We start from the raw sequence: 15,923 nt of genomic DNA, 5'->3' as shown, positions 1-15,923 counted from the left end.
CCGGTGCCCAAGGTTAGCCGCGATCGGTTGCGGGGTGAAGCCTTTAGTGCCCGGGATTCAAATGCGGGACATGTGGGAGGGGGCTTGCCCTAATGCCAGTCAGTTAAGAAATAGTAAGGGTGAAAAGTAACCTGTGGCGAGGGAGCTTGCTCCCGCTGGACTGCGTAGCAGTCCCATTTTTGGGGTCGCTTCGCGGCCCAGCGGGAGCAAGCTCCCTCGCCACAAGTACAGTGTTTCCCTTAACTGACAGGCATTAGGGCTTGCCCCCGATGACAGTGTGTCAGTTACAGATGCATCAACTGACACTCCCTCATCGGGGGCAAGCCCCCTCCCACATTTCAATGGTGATCAACATCAAGGACAGTGCTTCAGCCTTGCGATGCAACCGAATAGTCCGTGTACCCTCGCGTCGGGCTCCCCTCGATGCCATAAAACGCCGCACGATCAACGTCGGCCAGAGGCCAATTGTGCTGCATGCGTTCCGTCAGTGATGAAAATTCAGGACGGCCACACCACGTCCAGGCGCGTGTGGCTGATCAGCCATTCGCCGTCGACGCGGCGATATTCATCGACGTACACGCCCAGCAGCAGCAACGGGTTTTCCCCGGCCGGGCGCTGGGTGACCCAGTCGGTGAGGTAGCAACGACCTTCGGCGTGGTCGTCGTCGAGCATCTCGATCCAGTGGTTGGACACGGCATGCAGGAACGGGTACTGGCCACGTTGTTCGGTATCGAAGTCGATAAAGGCCTGGGACAGTCCGGCCTTGATCGCGTCGCGGCCGGTCCATCCAGCACCGGCGACATGGCACACGGCGTCTTCGGTAAATAACTGCGCCAGCGCGTCCATGCGGTTGGCGTCCAGGTGATGGCAGTAGCGCATGCGCAGGGTGCGGATGGCTTCCAGGCTGACAAGACGGTTCAGATCGGTGTGCATAAGACCTCGCTGGGACGGTCGTTAAAAAGTGACGCCTAGCTTATTCCAGCGTTGAGGTTTGATTAATGGGGTAAAAAGACGCTCAGTTGATCCTGTCAGGCTAGAATCGACGCACCCACTGGCGGAGACGATGATGGAAACCCTGCAATTCGACGGCATCCCTGAATTTATCCTGGCCGCCCAACTGGGCAGCTTCACGGCCGCCGCCTTGCAACTGGGGGTCACCAGTTCGGCGGTGGGCAAGAGTGTTACGCGCCTGGAGCAGCGGCTGGGTATCAAGTTGCTGCACCGCAGCACGCGCAAATTGAGCCTGACCCACGAAGGCGAGGTGTACCTGGCCAGTTGCCTGCGGGTTATGGAGGAATTGCGCGGCGTCGAGGGCAGCTTTCTCAGCGGTGTGGCCGAGCCCAAGGGCCGTTTGCGGATCGACCTGCCTGCCGCGTTTGGTCGCCGGCATATCGCGCCGTTGCTGATCGCGTTGGCGGGTCGGTATTCGCAACTGGACCTGACCCTCACGTTCGGCGAGCGCAAGGTCGACATGATCGACGAGGGCATCGACCTGGCGGTGCGTATCGGCGAGCTCAAGGACGATCCGGAACTGGTCGCCCGTCGTCTCGGCGAACAGCGCCTGGTGATCTGCGCCGCACCCCAGTACCTGCGCACATCACCGCCGTTGGTGAACAAGGCAGACCTGCTGATTCACGACTGCATCATTGGCTGGCGTATTGGCCTGCGTAAGACCTGGCTGCTCAGGAACGCCAAGGGCGCGGTAGAGGAACAGGAAATACGCGTGCGCCATGAGTTCGGCGACGGCGAGATGATGCTGTGCGCCACCCTCGATGGCGGTGGCCTGTGCCAATTGCCCACGTGGCTGGTGGCCGAACATCTGCGCAGCGGCGCGCTGGTGACGGTACTGGATGAGCATGCAGGGGCAACCATGCCGATCCACGTGATCTGGCCACACACCCGCTACATGCAGCCCAAGGTGCGCGTGGTGGTGGACGCGCTGCTGGAAATGGCCGGGCAGCAGGCCGAGGTATTTGGCGGGATCTGAAAAATAATCGGAAAGCCCTGTCCCTTTTTTGCGCGTCACCGGTCATTCCAGGTAAGTGAACATCATTGAGAGCTTCCGCTAATGCCCGTCGTACGCCCCTTGCTCAAACTGAGCCTGCTGCTGAGCCTCAGTGCCAGTCCGTTTTTCGCCACTGTCAGCTTTGCCGAAGACGCCGCCGCCCGCCGCAGTTACCAGGTGCCAGCCGGCAGCCTGAGTGCGGCGCTTACCCGGTTTGCCGGTTTGGCGGGGGTCAATCTGTCGGTGGACCCGGCGCTGGTCAGCGGGCGCAGCAGCAGTGGCTTGTCCGGTGAGTACGGCGTGGAGGAGGGCTTTGCCCGCTTGTTGCAGGGCTCCGGTCTGCAATTGCAACCCATGGGCGACCAGGCCTACATGCTGGTGCCAGTGCCGGACGGCAGTACGTTGGAACTGGCACCGACATCGATCCTCGGCACCACCGGCCTGTATGACGGCGACACCTACGCCGGTGGCCAGGTGGCGCGGCGTGGCAACCAAGGCCTGCTGGGCACGCGGGACTTTATGGAAACCCCGTTCAGCATGACCACCTACACCCAGGACGCGGTGAAAAACCAGCAGGCCCGCACCCTCGGCGACCTGATCGCCAGCGACCCCTCGGTGCGCGCCACCAACCCGGCCGGTGGGCGCTACGAGCAGTTCACCATCCGGGGGTTCAGCCTGTTCAACAGTGATGTGTCCTATAACGGCCTGTATGGCGTGCTGCCGACCTACACCATCGATATGGAAATGGCCGACCGCGTCGACATCTTCAAAGGCCCGACCCAGTTGATCAACGGCATCTCGCCACGGGGCAGCGTGGGCGGTGGGATCAACGTGGTGCCCAAGCGTGCCACCGACAAGGACATCACCTCATTCACCGGCACCTGGGCCTCCGAAAGTCAGGCCGGCGGCGCGGTGGACGTAGGGCGACGGTTTGGCGAAGACAATCAATTCGGCCTGCGCTTCAACGGCGTGAAACAGTCCGGCAACACCGAATGGGACCACCAGAGCGTCGACCGCGAAATGGCCGTGCTGGGCCTGGATTTCCGCGGTGAGCGCTTGCGCCTGTCCACCGATATCGGCCACACCGAACGCGACACCGATGCGCCCCAGGAACGCGTGCAGGTCGCCGCTGCCGCGCCGGTGCCGAGTGCCAACGATGTGCGCCGCAACTATGCGCAGTCCTGGAGCAAGGCGCGCACCAAGGACACCTTTGGTACGGTCAATGCTGAATATGATCTGAGCGATTCCGTCATGTTGTACGGCGGTTTCGGCGCACGTAAAAGCAACCACGACTTCCTGCGCCATGCGGTTTCCGTGACCAATGCTGCGGGCAATTTCAGCGTGTCGCCGCGGGACTTCACCCGGGATGAAAATGTGCGCACCTACAACGCCGGTGTGCGCAACTGGTTCCATACCGGGTCGGTCAGCCATGAGGTCAACCTGGCGGCCAGCTACTTCGACATGGACTTCACCAACGGCGGCGCCCGTTATGCGGCGGCACCGAGCAATCTGTATGACCCGGTGCAAACTCCAACGCCGTCGACCGCGACGCGCCAGGACGCCAAGGTCTACACCGAAAACAAATTCAGCGGCGTGGCCTTGTCCGACACCCTGGGCTTTTTCGACGACCGCCTGCTGTTGACCCTGGGTGCGCGCTGGCAGCGGGTCAAGGTGACGGACTGGAACAACGGCATCAAAGGCGACACCGGCTACGACGAAGAAAAAGTCTCGCCCTCCGGCGGCCTGCTGTTCAAGGCCACCGACAAGCTGTCGCTGTACGCCAACTACATGGAAGGCTTGAGCCAGGGCAAGATCGCGCCGTCCACCTCGCGCAACGAAGACCAGATCTTCCCGCCCTTCATCAGCCGCCAGGTGGAAGTGGGCGCCAAATACGACGCTGGCACCTTTGCCGTCACCGCCGCCGTGTTCCGCATCAAACAGCCGGCTTATGAAACCAACGCCACCACGCAGCTGTTCGGCCCCAACGGCAAGCGCCAGAACACCGGTGCGGAGTTGAGCGTATTCGGCGAACTGCTCAAGAACGTGCGCCTGCTGGGCGGGGTGATGTACATCGACAGCAAACTCAAGGACACCACCAACGGCGCTTGGGACGGCAACCGCGCACCGGCCACGCCCAAGTACAACGTCAACCTGGGTGCCGAATGGGACGTGCCGGGCCTGGAAGGCCTGACCCTGACCAGCCGTGGCATCTATTCCAGCTCGCAGTACCTGGACCAGTCCAACGTCAAGGAAATCGACGCCTGGAACCGCATCGACGTCGGTGCACGCTACGGGTTCAAGGTGGACGACAAACACGTGACCCTGCGGGCGAATGTGGAGAACGTGGCAGACAAACGCTACTGGAGCTCGGCCGGCGCGTCGGATGACAGCGAGCCGGGGCTGACCTTGTCGACACCGCGTACTTACCTGCTGTCGGCCACCGTCGATTTCTAACCAAACACCGATCCCACTGTGAATGGAGATCAGTGTGGGAGGGGGCTTGCCAAAGATGGCCTCTGTAGTGAGCGGGCTTGCCCCGCGCTGGGTGGCGAAGCCGCCCCAAATCCATACAACTCGGCCTAACTGAAAAACCGAGGTGCCTGGGTTTAGGGCGGCTTCGCCACCCAGCGCGGGGCAAGCCCGCTCACTACAAGAATGGCGTCACCTCTTTGTTGCCTTAACTGACAAACCTGCGCTCACACTCGCCTCTTAATGAGAATGTCTTTTGATCACACCGCCCCAATATGGAATAGTACCCGCCGTTTTCCCCGGCCTGTCTAGCCGGGGTGTTTCAACGCCGAGGTCCTTGTCATGCGAATGTTGCGCTCCATCCCCACTCTTGCTGCCTGCCTGCTGGCGTTCTCTTCAAGCGTACTAAACGCGGCCCCCATCGACCTCAATGACGGCCAACATGCCGTGCATCTGCCCGATGCGCCCAAGCGCGTGGTGGTGTTGGAATTCTCCTTTCTCGACAGCCTCGCCGCCGTTGACGTGACCCCAGTAGGCGCTGCCGATGACGGCGATGCGAACCGCGTCTTGCCCCGTGTGCGCCAGGCCATCGGCCAATGGAAATCCGTGGGCCTGCGTTCGCAGCCGAGCATCGAGGAAATCGCCCGGCTCAAACCGGATTTGATCGTGGCCGACCTTAACCGTCACCAAGCCTTGTACAGCGACTTGGCGAGCATCGCGCCGACCCTGTTGCTGCCGTCGCGCGGTGAGGACTACGAGGGCAGCCTCAAATCCGCCGAGTTGATCGGCAAGGCGCTGGGCAAAAGCCCGCAGATGGAAGCGCGTATCCAGAAAAACCGCAACAACCTGAAAACCATTGCCCAGCAGATCCCCGCAGGCGCCAGCGTGTTGTTCGGCGTCGCCCGTGAAGACAGCTTCTCCGTGCACGGCCCGGATTCCTATGCCGGTAGCGTGCTGACGGCCATCGGCCTGAAAGTGCCCTCGGTACGCGCCAACGCCGCGCCCACCGAATTCGTCAGCCTGGAACAACTGCTGGCATTGGACCCGGGCTGGTTGCTGGTCGGCCATTACCGCCGCCCGAGCATTGTCGATGCCTGGAGCAAGCAGCCGCTGTGGCAAGTACTCGGCGCCGTGCGTAACCAGCACGTCGCCGAAGTCGACGGCGACAGCTGGGCGCGCAACCGTGGCGTGCTGGCCTCGGAGCAGATCGCCGAAGATGCGCTGGCGATTCTTAAAGGCGGCAAAGCTGTATTGAGCCAATAAGCGTGCAGCGTTGTTTCGCCGCCGTCGGCATTGTGCTGCTGGGGGCCGGGTTGTTCTGGTTTTCGCTGTATAGCTGGTCGCCGTTTACGATCACCGCATCGGACGCGTGGAATGGCCTGATCCATCAGGGCAGCGTGGGCGGCAATATGGCTTATATCGTCGCGCAGCTGCGCGTGCCGCGTGCTGTGTGTGCGGCGCTGGTCGGTGCTTGCCTGGGGCTGGCCGGTGCGCTGATGCAGGGCATCACCCGTAACCGTCTGGCCTCGCCATCGCTGTTTGGTGTGACGGCGGGGGCAGCGTTGGGCCTGGCGTTGTTCTCGACCGGTTTGGTCGCACCACCGTTTGCCGGTGGCGCGTTGCTGATGACCTGCCTGGGCGGCGCGTTGGCCTGGGTCACGGTGTTCAGCCTCGGCGGCGCGTGGTCGCCGACCACGGCTCAGGGCCGGTTGGTGTTGGCCGGGGTGGCGGTTGCGGCGTTGTGTGCAGCGTTGACCCGGCTCACGGTGATTCTGGTCGAAGCCCAGGCGCAAAGCGTACTGAATTGGCTGGCCGGTTCGCTGGCCAATGTCGGCGCGGCACAGGTGCAACTGCTCTGGCCGTGCACCCTGATCGGTGGCCTGTGGGCGCTGTGGTGTGCGCCGCGTTTGAACCTGATCAACCTCGGCGAAGATGCCGCACGCTCCTTGGGCGTGGGCATTGCCAGCCTGCGCTTGCAGGTGTTTATCGCCAGTCTGTTGCTGGTAGGGGCGAGTGTTTGCGCGGTGGGGCCGATTGGGTTTGTCGGGTTGATCGCGCCGAATATCCTTCGTCAGTTTCTCGGCAACGACTACCGCTGGTTGATCCCGCTGAGCGCTACCTTGGGCGCAGTGATCGTACTGGGCGCCGACCTGCTCAGCCGCGCCGTGGCTTTCCCGGTGGAGACTCCGGCGGGTGTGGTAACTGCGTTGATTGGCGCACCGTTCTTCCTCTTTCTCGCCAGGCGCGCCCTATGATCCGTCCACACTTGCGCCTGTCTCTGCTGCTGGCCTTGTTGCTGCTGGCCACGCTGATCAGCCTCAGCGCCGGCACCGTGTGGCTCACGCCCGGCACCGTGTTGGAGCGCCTGCTGGCCCACGATGCCCTCGATTTTGAAGTATGGAACCACCGCCTGCCGCGTAGCCTGATCGCGATCCTCGCCGGCGCCGCCTTCGGCCTCGCCGGGGCGATTGTGCAGGGCGTGATCCGTAACCCGCTGGCCTCGCCGGAAATCCTCGGCGTGACCCAGGGCGCAGGCCTGGCGCTGACCGTGGCGATTATCAGTTGGCCGCAGCTGCCGATTGCCTGGCTGCCACTGGTGGCGTGCCTGGGCGGTGCCGGCGGTGCGTTGCTGCTGGCGTTGTACAACAGCGGCGTGAGTTTTTCCGGGGTGCGCTTTGCGTTGTCCGGGGTGGCGATTGCGGTGACCTTGTCCAGCGTCACCGAGTTTTTGATCCTGTCCCACCCGTTGGATATCAACACCGCGTTGCTCGCGCTCACGGGGAGCCTGTGGAGCCGCAACTGGCACCATGTGGCGCTGGTATTGCCGTTCCTCGCACTGATTCCGCTGGGGCTGTGTCTGGCCAAGCCGCTGAACCTGATTGCCCTGGGCGATGAGGCCGCGCACAGCTTGGGCACTGCGCTGACCCCCACGCGTTGGTGGGCGATGGCGTGTGCGGTATTGCTCACCAGTTTGGGGGTGGGCGTGATCGGCCCGATTGGCTTTATCGGCCTGGTCGCACCGCATATGGCGCGCAGGTTAGTGGGCGGGCATCACCAATACCTGCTGCCGGCAGCGATGGTGATCGGCGCGCTATTGCTGGTGCTGGCCGACACGCTGGGCCGCACGTTGATCGCGCCGAGCGAGATTCCCGCCGGGGTGCTCACGGCGGTGATTGGCGCGCCGTATTTTCTTTGGTTGCTGGCACGGTTCAAGGGCTGATGACATGAGTATTCTTCACGCACACCAGCTCGATATCGGTTATGGCGCGACACGTATCGTGCAAGGCTTGTCGTTTACGCCGCCGGCGGGGAAGGTCACGGCTTTGATCGGGCCGAACGGCTGCGGCAAGTCGACCTTGCTCAAGGCGTTCGCGCGCATTCTCAAGCCGACCCAGGGTGAACTGACCCTGGATGGCCAGGCCTACGCGAGCTTGACTGCCCGCCAGCTGGCGCGGCAGATCGCATTCCTGCCGCAAGTATTGCCGGTGCCGGAAGGCGTCAGCGTGCGCCAGTTAGTTGCCTATGGCCGCAGCCCGCACAACTCGCTGTGGGGGCGCTTGAGCGGCAGTGATCAGTCCCATGTGACGCAAGCCATGCAGCGCCTGGAGCTGGACGTGTTGGCGGATCGTCCGTTGGCTGACCTGTCCGGCGGCCAGCGGCAACGCGCCTGGCTCGCCATGGTATTGGCGCAGAATGCGCCGGTGGTGTTGTTGGATGAGCCGACCACCTACCTGGACATCAGCCATCAGGTTGAATTGATGGATTTGATGCGAGAGTTGGCCGCTGAGGGCAAGACGGTGATTACCGTGTTGCACGATATCAACCAGGCATGCCGGTATGCCGATCACTTGGCCGTGATGCATGGCGGCCAGTTGATGGCAGATGGTGCGCCGGGGGACGTGATCAGCGCCGAGTTGATGCGCCAGGTGTTTGATGTGCAGGTGCAAGTCATGCAGGAACCGGTGGCGGGTACTCCCATGTGCCTCATTGAGAAAAGTACCCGCCCTCAGCGTTGATGGCGTCTTATGCCTGTTCCAACTGGGCCAGTCGCTCCTCCAACGCTGTGATCCGTGCTTCCAGTTCCTCGATGCGTTCGGCTGAAACCCCACCCGTCCCACGCTCCACCGGGTTGCCCCGCGCGGCCAGGATCGCCTCGATATCTGCCGGATCGCCCAGGGCATGGGTATACCGGTCTTCCCGTTGCCCCGCCTGACGCGGCACCAGTACCGCCAAGCCACGTGCAATCAGGCGCTCCAGTTGATGCACCACCTGCTCGGCATCTTCGAAATCGTGCATGCGGCCGCTGCGGGTCAGCAGTTCGTTGACCGTCTGCGGCCCGCGCAGGAACAACAAGCCAATCAGGATCACCTGGGCCGGCACCAGCTCCAGCGCCTTGTCCACGCGATGCTCCCAACGGTCGGCGCGGCTGCCCATCACCAAGCGGGTAAAGCCCTGGCCTTCCAGCACACGCAGGCTCTGGCCGACCTGGCCTTGGCTGAGGTTGGTCACCGGCTCGCGACTGGTCTTCTGGTTGCAGGCCAGCACCAGGGCGTTGAGGGTCAAGGGGTAGGTTTCCGGGTTGGTCGCCTGTTTTTCGATGAGGCAGCCCAGGATGCGGATTTCCGTGCTGTTCAAGCGCGGCTCAGGGGTGTCGGTATCGTGCTCGGCGGTCATCGCAGCGTCCCTATGCAGTAGAAGTGCCTAGCGTAAGCCGGAAAAAATAAAAGACAAGCGACGGGCAGGTCTATAATCGCCACCTGTTCAACCGTGCCATTACCCATGAGACTGCCATGACTATTTCCCTGTACGCCGCTTCCATCCCAGTCTTCAAGCAAATGCTCACCGCCCTGAGCGGTGTGTTGGCCAAAGCCGAAGCCCACGCCACCGCCAAGAACATCGAGCCAAACGCCTTGCTGCAAGCGCGCCTGTTCCCGGACATGTTCCAACTGGTGCGCCAGGTACAGATCGCCGTCGACTTCGCCAAGGGCGTTTCCGCACGCCTGGCCGAGATCGAAGTGCCTAAATACGAAGACGGCGAAGTGACCTTCGCCGACCTGCAAGCTCTGATCACCAAGGTGCTGGCGTTTGTCGACACCATCAAGCCCGAGCAGATCGACGGCAAGGAAGGCATCGAGATCGTCACCCGCCCAGGCACCCCGAAAGAGAAGCGCTTCAGCGGCCAGTCCTACCTGCTGACCTACGGCCTGCCGCAGTTCTTCTTCCACGTCACCACGGCTTACGCGCTGCTGCGTCACAACGGTGTGGAAGTGGGCAAGCGCGACTACATGGGCGCGTTCTAAGCCTCGATACGTTAAAGCCCGGTGTGTGCCAGCAGGCACCACCGGGCTTTTTCATGCCCTGCGTTCGACACACTCTGTTAAGATTCGGCATCCCTTTCTCATCCTACCTGTCAGCGAACCCTCGGGTTGTCGTTGATGTTGTCGTTTCTGGAGTTTTTGATGCTGTTCCCCATCCTGCTGTTGTCGGCTGCCGGGTTTACCGTGCTGACCACAGAGTTCGTCATCGTCGGCTTGCTGCCCTCCATCGCTCGGGACCTGAATGTCAGCGTGTCCCAGGCCGGGCTCTTGGTGACCTTGTTCGCGTTTACCGTGGCCGCCTTTGGGCCGTTTCTCACGGCGTACTGCGCCCGCTTCCCACGCAAGCGGCTGTTTATCAGCATCCTGATCATGTTTGGCGTGGCCAATACCGTGGCTGCGTTGGCACCGAATATCTGGGTGATGGCTGTCGCGCGGTTGATCCCGGCCTTGGGCTTGCCAGTGTTCTGGGCCCTGGCCAGCGAAACGGCGGTGGATATCGTCGGCCCGGAATTCGCCGGGCGCGCGATCGAGAAGATCGGTTTCGGTATCGTTTGCGCCACCGTGTTCGGCATTCCGGTGGGCACCTTGATTTCCGATATGTTCGGCTGGCGCACCGCGTTTGCCATCCTCGCGGTGGTGGCGTTGGCCAAGGCCTTGCTGCTGTTTATCTATCTGCCGGTGACTCAGCCTAAAAATGATCAAGTGACGCTGCGCGCGCAATTCAAGATCCTGCGCAACCCGCTGATGCAGGGCCATATCCTGTTATCGATCCTGGTGTTCAGCGGCATGTTCACCGCTTATACCTACCTCGCCGACATCCTTGAGCGGCTGGCCGGGTTCGACGGCACGCTGGTGGGCTGGTGCCTGATGGGCTTCGGGGCGGTGGGCCTGATCGGCAACTCCCTGGGTGGCCGGGCGGTGGATCGCCATCCGCTGATCGCGTCCATGGTGTTCTGCGGTTTCATGATTGCAGGCATGGTGGCCCTGGTGCCGGCGATTCACTCGACTATCGGTCTGGCAGCCGCCATGGCCGTGTGGGGCGTGACCCAGGCGGCGATGTTCCTGGTCAGCCATGTGCGCTTGATGAAGGCCGCGCCCCACGCCCCGGCGTTTGCCGCGTCGTTGAACATCGCCGGGGCCAACCTGGGGATTGGCTTGGGCGCGATGGTCGGTGGGCATGTGATCGACACCCTCGGCCTGGGCAGCCTGGGCTTTGCGGCGTCCGGGTTTATCCTGGTGTCGATTCTGCTGGCGTTGTGGCTGATGACTGCCAAATCGGTGTCGACTTACGCCTGATTCATGGTTTGTTGTGGCGAGGGAGCTTGCTCCCGCTGGGCTGCGAAGCGGCCCCAATATTTTTGGGAGCGCTGCGCACTCCAGCGGGAGCAAGCTCCCTCGTCACAAAAGCTCCCTGGCCACAATGCCGTCAGGGCAGGGCGGTAAACAACTCCCGTCGCGCACCTTCGGTAATCGCCACGATGCCGGGGTGCTTGACCTTGCGTTCCACCGAGATCGCGTAGAACGACTCGGTGACCGCATCGGTCTGGCCGATCAACGCCACGCCGTATTGGCGCACTACCTCGTCGGCAATCACGCTGGGGGCGATAAAAATCCCACTGCCGGATTGGCCGAAGGCCTGCATCAGGGCACTGTCATCGAATTCGCCGATGATCTTGGGTTGGATCTGCTGCTCGGCGAACCAGCGCTGCAAGCGGCTGCGCACCACCGTCTCCGCGCCTGGAATCAACAGCGGCGCTCCCTGTAAGCACTGTGGGAAAGCGCCTGCGTATTCGTCAGCCAAGGCCTGGGTGGCGAAAAAGCTGATGCCGCATTCGCCGAGTTTCTGGCTGTAGCCTTTGATGTCCAGGTGCGTAGGCATCGGGCTGTCGGAGATCACCAAATCCAGGCGTTGTATCGCCAGGTCCGCCAGTAGCCGTTCAAGCTTGTCTTCACGGCAGGTGATGCGGATGGGCTCGCTCAGTTCCATGGTCGGCGCGATCAGCCGGTAGACGATGGACTTGGGCACCACATCCGCTACCCCAACCCGGAACAGCACCTGCTGTTCATTCGGCTGTGCGCGCAACATCGCTTCCAGTTCATTGCCGGTCTGGAACATCTGCTCGGCATAGGGCAGGGCCCGCCGCCCGGCTTCGGTCAGTTCCAGCTGGCGACCCACTCGCTGAAACAACGCGATACCGAAGGTTTGCTCCAACAGGCTGATCTGCCCGCTGATGGTTTGGGGCGTGAGGTTGAGCTGCTCGCAGGCGCGCACGATGCTGCCGGTCTTGGCCACAACCCAGAAGTAGTGCAGTTGGCGGTAATTGAGCATGGCGGCTGTCACTTCGTAAAAGTCGAAGTATACGCGAGAAAAATACGAATTTTACTGAACTGTTCGCCTGCATAGAATGCCTCGCTATCGCGGGGCCACTACTTGGACCCAATGGTTCTAACGAGGAAGACATCATGAAACGCAATTTCCTGGGCGCGGCATCGTTGTTTGCGCTTTCATTGGTAGTGATCAGTGGTTGCGATCAAGTCGAGAAGAGCGCGCAGCAGGTGTTGGGCACGGCCACCGAATCCGCCAAACAGGCCATCGATGACACCCATAAGGCCGCCGAGCAGGCATTGAGTGAAGCGACCCAGGGGTTGATCCAGCCTGAGAAGCAGGAAAAAGAAGCCGAAGATAATTCCGATACCAAAGAAACCTAATTCCCCAGCACTTTCACGTCAGGACTGACCCATGGATTACCTTTTACAACTGGCCGCCAGCCCCACCGCCTGGGTGGCACTGGCCACCCTGATCGTCATGGAAATCGTGCTGGGCATCGATAACCTGATCTTTATCTCGATCCTCACCAACAAACTGCCCGAGCAGCACCGGGCCAAGGCTCGGCGCATTGGCATCAGCATGGCGTTGGTGTTGCGCCTGGGCCTGTTGAGCACCATCGCGTTTATCGTGCAGTTGACCGCACCGGTGTTCGAAGTGCTGGGCCAGGCGTTTTCGTGGAAAGACATGATCCTGATCGCCGGTGGCTTGTTCCTGGTGTGGAAGGCCACCACCGAGATCCACCACAGCATGGACCCGGAGCCCGAGGAGAAGGCCAGCGTCAGCAATACCGTGACCATCGGTTTTGCCGCCGCCATCGGGCAGATCCTGATGCTTGACCTGGTGTTCTCCATCGACAGCATCATTACCGCCGTGGGCATGACCGAGCACTTGCCGATCATGATCATTGCCGTGGTGACCTCGGTGATCGTGATGCTGGTGGCGGCCGAGCCGTTGGCCAAATTCATCAACGACAACCCGACTGTGGTGATGCTGGCCCTGGGCTTCTTGATCATGATCGGCATGACGCTGATCGCCGAAGGCTTCGGCGCCCATGTGCCTAAAGGCTACGTGTACGCGGCCATGGCGTTCTCGGCGGTGATCGAGTGCTTGAATATTGCGCGGCGCAATCGGCATAAGCGCCTGTTGGCTGCCCGGCAATAAGCGTGTGCTGAATAGGCTGGTTTTGTAGTGAGCGGGCTTGCCCCGCGCTGGGTGGCGAAGCCGCCCTAAACTCAGACACCTCGGTGTATCAGTAGAACCGAGGTGTATGGATTTGGGGCGGCTTCGCCACCCAGCGCGGGGCAAGCCCGCTCACTACATCAGGTTTCGGCGCTGACCTGCGTGGGATCGGGGCAACTCGTATCGCCGTTGTTCAGACCTTGCTTGTAGTTACGGCTCAGCAACGAGGCCTTGCCGTTGTGCCAGGTCAGCGTCAGCACATACAGCGTGTCGTAGTCGCTGCCGGACCAGTCGTCGGTGATGGTGTGTTTCTCACCTGACGCTTCACTGGCCACCTTGTTGATCAACTCTGGCAGATAGCCGTGGGACCACGCGGTGTAGATCGTGGCGTTGTGGTACTTGTCTTCCACCAGCTCGTCGGCGAGGTCACTGGTGTCATTGGCCGAGAAGTTGATGTTTACCGGCAGGCCCAATTTGATTGCACTGGGGCTGATGGTCATCAATGGGCGAATGTAGCTGTAGGAATTGTCCAGTTCGCCTTCTTCAACGTTCCGCGTCGGGTTGGCGGCAAACACGAAGTCGGCCTTGCCGAATTTTTCCGGCAACAGGGTGGCGAGGTTCATCGCGCGGTTCAGACCCTGGCAGTTGAGTTGACCCAGGCCCCCGGCGGGTTTTTCACCGTGGCGCAGAAATACCAGGGTTTGCACGCCGTCCGCGGGTTCGGCGTTGCTGGTGCGCGCTTCCAGGGTCAAACCGATTGCGCCGCCAACCAGCAACAGCGGCAACATGATGTATGAATAGCGTTTCAGGCGCAGCGCAAGGCTCAGAGGCTTGATTGTCATTGGTAGAGAGTCTTCCGTGCATCAGTGAGAGCGGACAAATGATCCCTGTCGATACAGCGAGGTAACTCCATTCACCTGTTGAGCGCACTTAAGAGTGCACAAGGGCCTATTGGTTCGCCCACGCGGGATAATAACCCGCGCATATTGCGTATTGATGACCCATGCAGGACAGCGCGGGGATGACTATGATGGGGGCTTTGAGCAAAGGGAATTTCCGATGAATCCACTCGCTGCCTTCCCGATCAACAGCAAATGGCCCGCCCAGCACCCGGAGCGCCTGCAACTGTATTCGTTGCCCACGCCCAACGGTGTCAAAGTGTCGATCATGCTCGAAGAACTGGGCCTACCCTATGAGGCGCACAAGGTCAGCTTCGAGACCCAGGACCAGTTGTCCCCCGAGTTCCTGTCGCTGAACCCCAACAACAAGATTCCCGCGATCATCGACCCCGATGGCCCTGGCGGCGTGCCATTGGCGCTGTTCGAATCCGGCGCGATCCTGATCTACCTGGCCGAGAAAACCAGCCAACTGCTCTCCGAAGACCCGGCGACCCGCTATGAAACCCTCCAGTGGTTGATGTTCCAGATGGGCGGTATCGGTCCGATGTTCGGCCAGTTGGGATTCTTCAATAAATTCGCCGGCAAGGCCTACGAAGACAAACGCCCCCGCGACCGCTACGCCGCCGAATCCCGACGCTTGCTGGACGTGCTGGAAAAACGCCTGCTGGGCCGCACCTGGATCATGGGCGATGACTACAGCATCGCCGACATTGCCACCTTCCCCTGGATCCGTAACCTGATCGGCTTCTACGAATCCGGCGACTTGGTGGGTATTGCCGATTTCCCCAATGTACTGCGCGCGCTGGACGGGTTTGTCGCTCGACCGGCGGTGATTCGTGGCCTGAATATTCCGAGCTGACCGCATGTCGACATTCGATTTCAAGCAACTGGACGTTTTCAGCAGCGTAGCGCTCAAGGGCAACCCGCTGGCCGTGGTGTTGGGCGCCGACAGCCTGACCGATCAACAAATGGCTGATTTCGCCAACTGGACCAATCTCAGCGAAACCACGTTCTTATTGACCCCACGCGACCCCAGGGCCGACTACCGGGTGCGGATTTTCACCACCTTGAAGGAGCTGCCGTTCGCCGGTCATCCGACGTTGGGCAGTTGCCACGCGTGGTTGCAGGCGGGCGGTGTGCCCAAAGGCCGGGAGATCATCCAGGAATGCGAAATCGGTCTGGTGCGTGTACGTCGCCAAGGCGATGAGCTGGCCTTTATCGCGCCGCCGTTGTTGCGATCCGGCGCGGTGGAGGCGCCGTTGCTGGAGCGCGTGCGGCTGGCGCTGGGCTTGAGTCCCGAAGCCATCATACGCAGCCAATGGGTCGATAACGGCGCGGGATGGCTGGCGCTGATGGTGGCTGATCGTGACCAGGTGCTGGCGTTGCAGCCGGACTATTCGCAACTGCTCGGTTTGGCGGTGGGGGTGATTGCGCCGTGCGATCCGGCGCGTGATGACGTGGACGCACAGTTTGAGGTGCGTGCCTTTGTCGCAGGCGACGGCGCCCAGGAAGACCCGGCCACCGGTAGCCTGAACGCCGGCGTTGCCCAATGGCTGCTCGGTGAAGGCCTGGCGCCGGAGCGTTTCGTGGTCAGCCAGGGCACGGCCCTTGGGCGTGCGGGGCGTATTTATGTCGAACGCCAGGGCGATGAAATCTGGGTCGGCGGCGCCGTCGCGGTGTGTATCGAAGGGCGCCTACAGCTCTAGATCAATACATTATTACCG

Annotated in this window: 16 protein-coding genes; 12 read left to right on the top strand and 4 right to left on the bottom strand. The window is 61.6% G+C overall.

The window, feature by feature from the left end; all coding sequences use genetic code 11:
- Positions 1 to 498: 498 nt before the first annotated feature.
- Positions 499 to 933 carry a nuclear transport factor 2 family protein gene (locus tag DYL61_RS06565; RefSeq protein ID WP_135307696.1) on the bottom strand — a complete coding sequence of 145 codons (435 nt, stop codon included), beginning with the start codon at positions 931 to 933 and terminating at the stop codon, positions 499 to 501.
- Between the two features lie 133 nt (positions 934 to 1,066).
- On the opposite strand from DYL61_RS06565, the gene DYL61_RS06560 reads away from it, so the two are divergent.
- The 6 genes from DYL61_RS06560 to fecE all read left to right on the top strand — a co-directional run bounded on the left by DYL61_RS06560 (position 1,067) and on the right by fecE (position 8,490).
- Positions 1,067 to 1,987: a LysR family transcriptional regulator gene (locus DYL61_RS06560; protein WP_135307695.1), complete on the top strand. Its 921-nt coding sequence runs from the start codon at positions 1,067 to 1,069 to the stop codon at positions 1,985 to 1,987.
- Positions 1,988 to 2,068: 81 nt separating this feature from the next.
- Complete coding sequence (locus DYL61_RS06555) at positions 2,069 to 4,459, top strand: TonB-dependent receptor (protein WP_135307694.1); 2,391 nt, start codon at positions 2,069 to 2,071, stop codon at positions 4,457 to 4,459.
- A gap of 363 nt (positions 4,460 to 4,822) precedes the next feature.
- Positions 4,823 to 5,737, top strand: coding sequence for a Fe(3+) dicitrate ABC transporter substrate-binding protein FecB (locus tag DYL61_RS06550; protein ID WP_420825066.1), 915 nt, complete (start codon positions 4,823 to 4,825; stop codon positions 5,735 to 5,737).
- Between the two features lie 2 nt (positions 5,738 to 5,739).
- Entirely contained in the window at positions 5,740 to 6,729 is a 990-nt protein-coding gene (gene fecC, locus DYL61_RS06545) for an iron-dicitrate ABC transporter permease FecC (protein WP_135307692.1), read from the top strand.
- Positions 6,726 to 7,694: an iron chelate uptake ABC transporter family permease subunit gene (locus tag DYL61_RS06540; protein WP_135307691.1), complete on the top strand. Its 969-nt coding sequence runs from the start codon at positions 6,726 to 6,728 to the stop codon at positions 7,692 to 7,694. The genes fecC and DYL61_RS06540 overlap by 4 nt, the downstream gene beginning before the upstream one ends.
- 4 nt (positions 7,695 to 7,698) lie before the next feature.
- Positions 7,699 to 8,490, top strand: coding sequence for a Fe(3+) dicitrate ABC transporter ATP-binding protein FecE (gene fecE, locus DYL61_RS06535; RefSeq protein WP_135307690.1), 792 nt, complete (start codon positions 7,699 to 7,701; stop codon positions 8,488 to 8,490).
- Positions 8,491 to 8,497: 7 nt separating this feature from the next.
- Here the strand turns inward: fecE and DYL61_RS06530 are convergent, their stop codons facing one another.
- Positions 8,498 to 9,148: a YceH family protein gene (locus tag DYL61_RS06530; RefSeq protein ID WP_135307689.1), complete on the bottom strand. Its 651-nt coding sequence runs from the start codon at positions 9,146 to 9,148 to the stop codon at positions 8,498 to 8,500.
- 116 nt (positions 9,149 to 9,264) lie between these two features.
- Between DYL61_RS06530 and DYL61_RS06525 the strand changes: the two genes are divergently transcribed.
- Positions 9,265 to 9,774: a DUF1993 domain-containing protein gene (locus DYL61_RS06525; protein WP_135307688.1), complete on the top strand. Its 510-nt coding sequence runs from the start codon at positions 9,265 to 9,267 to the stop codon at positions 9,772 to 9,774.
- Between the two features lie 159 nt (positions 9,775 to 9,933).
- Complete coding sequence (locus tag DYL61_RS06520; protein WP_135307687.1) at positions 9,934 to 11,088, top strand: MFS transporter; 1,155 nt, start codon at positions 9,934 to 9,936, stop codon at positions 11,086 to 11,088.
- A 130-nt stretch (positions 11,089 to 11,218) separates the two neighbouring features.
- On the opposite strand, the gene nhaR is transcribed toward DYL61_RS06520, so the two are convergent.
- Complete coding sequence (gene nhaR, locus DYL61_RS06515) at positions 11,219 to 12,121, bottom strand: transcriptional activator NhaR (RefSeq protein WP_135307686.1); 903 nt, start codon at positions 12,119 to 12,121, stop codon at positions 11,219 to 11,221.
- Between the two features lie 134 nt (positions 12,122 to 12,255).
- On the opposite strand from nhaR, the gene DYL61_RS06510 reads away from it, so the two are divergent.
- Complete coding sequence (locus DYL61_RS06510; RefSeq protein WP_135307685.1) at positions 12,256 to 12,501, top strand: hypothetical protein; 246 nt, start codon at positions 12,256 to 12,258, stop codon at positions 12,499 to 12,501.
- 31 nt (positions 12,502 to 12,532) lie between these two features.
- Complete coding sequence (locus tag DYL61_RS06505) at positions 12,533 to 13,282, top strand: TerC family protein (protein WP_105700019.1); 750 nt, start codon at positions 12,533 to 12,535, stop codon at positions 13,280 to 13,282.
- A gap of 158 nt (positions 13,283 to 13,440) precedes the next feature.
- Here DYL61_RS06505 and DYL61_RS06500 read toward each other — a convergent pair whose 3' ends face one another.
- A complete protein-coding gene (locus tag DYL61_RS06500) occupies positions 13,441 to 14,142 on the bottom strand; it encodes a histidine phosphatase family protein (RefSeq protein ID WP_135307684.1) in 702 nt (233 codons plus the stop codon).
- Between the two features lie 217 nt (positions 14,143 to 14,359).
- Between DYL61_RS06500 and DYL61_RS06495 the strand changes: the two genes are divergently transcribed.
- Both DYL61_RS06495 and DYL61_RS06490 read left to right on the top strand, forming a co-directional pair.
- Positions 14,360 to 15,058 (top strand): glutathione S-transferase N-terminal domain-containing protein, encoded by a 699-nt coding sequence (locus DYL61_RS06495; RefSeq protein ID WP_105700023.1) that lies wholly within the window; start codon positions 14,360 to 14,362, stop codon positions 15,056 to 15,058.
- A 4-nt stretch (positions 15,059 to 15,062) separates the two neighbouring features.
- Complete coding sequence (locus DYL61_RS06490) at positions 15,063 to 15,905, top strand: PhzF family phenazine biosynthesis protein (RefSeq protein ID WP_135307683.1); 843 nt, start codon at positions 15,063 to 15,065, stop codon at positions 15,903 to 15,905.
- Positions 15,906 to 15,923 lie beyond the last annotated feature (18 nt).

This window comes from Pseudomonas nabeulensis (genome assembly GCF_004682045.1).
Taxonomy (GTDB): domain Bacteria; phylum Pseudomonadota; class Gammaproteobacteria; order Pseudomonadales; family Pseudomonadaceae; genus Aquipseudomonas; species Aquipseudomonas nabeulensis.
Note: the sequence above shows the minus strand (reverse complement) of the source record. Positions and strands in the feature narration are given on the sequence as shown.